This is a genomic window from Desulfurococcus sp. (genome assembly GCF_049970475.1).
GTDB classification, from domain to species: domain Archaea; phylum Thermoproteota; class Thermoprotei_A; order Sulfolobales; family Desulfurococcaceae; genus Desulfurococcus; species Desulfurococcus amylolyticus.
In genome coordinates this window covers 1-2145 of record NZ_JBMFMW010000139.1, presented here as the reverse complement: position 1 = coordinate 2145, position 2145 = coordinate 1, and the positions used below count along the sequence as shown (strand labels likewise).

Annotated in this window: 3 protein-coding genes; 1 reads left to right on the top strand and 2 read right to left on the bottom strand. The window is 43.4% G+C overall.

Going from position 1 to position 2145, the window contains the following annotated elements; translation table 11 throughout:
- Positions 1 to 381 precede the first annotated feature (381 nt).
- Entirely contained in the window at positions 382 to 1224 is an 843-nt protein-coding gene (locus tag ACP5N5_RS06725) for an NAD+ synthase (protein WP_428134369.1), read from the top strand.
- On the opposite strand, the gene ACP5N5_RS06720 is transcribed toward ACP5N5_RS06725, so the two are convergent.
- Positions 1211 to 1642, bottom strand: coding sequence for a hypothetical protein (locus ACP5N5_RS06720; protein WP_012609133.1), 432 nt, complete (start codon positions 1640 to 1642; stop codon positions 1211 to 1213). The genes ACP5N5_RS06725 and ACP5N5_RS06720 overlap by 14 nt on opposite strands.
- A 111-nt stretch (positions 1643 to 1753) precedes the next feature.
- Positions 1754 to 2145, bottom strand: a 392-nt coding sequence (locus tag ACP5N5_RS06715; protein ID WP_428134365.1) for an ECF transporter S component, incomplete at its 5' end; no start/stop codon positions are given.

Here is a 2145-nt window from a genome sequence, read left to right as displayed (position 1 = left end):
TTGGAGTAAACACCTAGGAAGAAACGGTTAATGCTTCATCAATCAACCGGATAATCCAGGAGAAGCCCCTAAGAAATAATGCGAATTACTCGATAATTATAATATTGGTTAAATCCGCTTTGAACTCGTACTCCTGGGTTCATGGGTCTCTAGTCCGGGTGGGATTAATCGCGGTACCGGGTACCCGTCTTTGAATGCTACATGCTATGATGTTTTTCCAGCCATAAGGGAATACTGGTTTGAGTCAACAGTGTTTAAACCGTGTGTCAAGATGGGTATCCACCACGATACTAATTGATCAGGTATATTTATGAAAATCAATCCTCAAATACACTGTTTACAAGCAAGTCCTTTTAAGCTTCGACGAGACAGATTATTTAAATGGTGCCGGATTTGAAGCGCATATCCATTGAGGATTTATTAGCGATACCATTTGATGTTGTAGCTAGATCGATAGCAGATTTTATTGAGAAATATTTCAATGATTCTGGAGCAAAGAAAGCCATTATTGGTTTAAGCGGTGGACTTGACTCATCTGTAACACTGAGGCTACTTGTTGACGCGGTTGGATCGGACCGGGTTATCGGAGTCATAATGCCTGATACAAGGGTGACACCTACCGAAGACGTAGATGATGCAGTGGAATTATCAAGAGATCTCGGCGTGGAATACATGATCATACCAATCGATGACGTGGTCAACTCTTATAGAGTTATACCAGGCTTCGATGTAAACGAAAAATTAAGCACCGGGAATCTGAGAGCCAGGATTAGGATGAATATTTTATACTATTTAGCAAACAAGTTGAATGGTGTGGTGATCGGCACAGGGGATAGAAGCGAGATTCTCCTAGGGTACTTCACAAAATACGGTGATGGAGGCGTGGACGTATTGCCCATTGCATGCCTATACAAGACACAGGTCAGGGAGATGGGTAGGTATCTTGGGCTACCTGTAAGAATAACCAGTAAGCCGAGCTCACCGAGACTATGGAGGGATCATCTGGCTGAAGAGGAACTGGGTTTATCATATAACATGGTAGACCTAGTATTCTACTCGTTGATCGATAAGGGGTTAAGCACGGAAGAAGCCGTTGATGCGACCGGCCTACCCCTTAACGTGTTTGAAAAAGTTCTAACGCTACATAGGAGAAGCCGGCATAAGAGGAGGCTACCGCCCATACCTAGTCTACCATGGCTTCCCCAACCAATTAGAGAGATCTAACCTTAATGATTACATCGAGAAACGATTGTTTAACCTCTATGTAAGAGTTTTCAAACACTAGCCTTGCATTCAATGGATGAGTGCTTAGACTTATTATAGATCTAGTGTTCTCGAGCCTCACAACCACTTCGGAGCCACGGTATTTTCCAATGCCCGTAGATATTGCGATGTCCCGTTGCATTCCACGGATATCTATTGAGTTAACAGTCCCAGTTAATTCAACTCCATTGTCTACGAAAAGGATGTTTTCCTCTAATAAGACCCTTGGATCGGTATCAGCTGTGAGAACCCCTTCTATTTTATCCCTAGTTAAAACTATTTCCCCGGTGAAAACTCCCTTCAAAACTATCTGGGGGGCTGAGTAGGCTCTCCCATTTACATCAACAACATCGTTCCTGAGAATAATACGGGTAGTCATGCTACCTACACCTAAAATCCCGGGATAAACTACTAAGTTCTTAGGAGTATAGAGGCTTTTAATCATATATAAAACAGTAGTTTTCGGGGTTACACTTCGAGTTATCATTCCTCAGCCTTTAACCACCTTAGCCGCTAAGTATGATGCTGCACCGTATAATGCTCCACTTAACGCTATGGCCGCTATAACCACTACTGCCTCGTTAACTGGGTAGATATCACCGAATAACAGGGCGTCTAGAATAAATGCTGGTACCGCTGGTAAAGCCCCTGCTAGGCATGCCTGCAGCAAACCATATCTTCTATATATAAAGGCTGCATATGATGCCTCGCTAAATACTCCCTGCGCTATACCATATATAGCATTCGTTAACCCGCCTGGAGTAGGTATTATTGATTCTAGTAATGCTGGAAGGAACTCGCCTAGTAGCGCGCTCCCTGGTTTACGGATTAGAGATGCCGCCAGGGGGGCCGGCATAAACCATAATCCATATGTGATTAATC

Excerpts from the sequence above, each read along its gene's own strand:
- ACP5N5_RS06725 (WP_428134369.1), top strand. The coding sequence starts at position 382 with ATGGTGCCGGATTTGAAGCGCATATCCATTGAGGATTTATTAGCGATA.
- ACP5N5_RS06720 (WP_012609133.1), bottom strand. The coding sequence starts at position 1,642 with ATGACTACCCGTATTATTCTCAGGAACGATGTTGTTGATGTAAATGGG.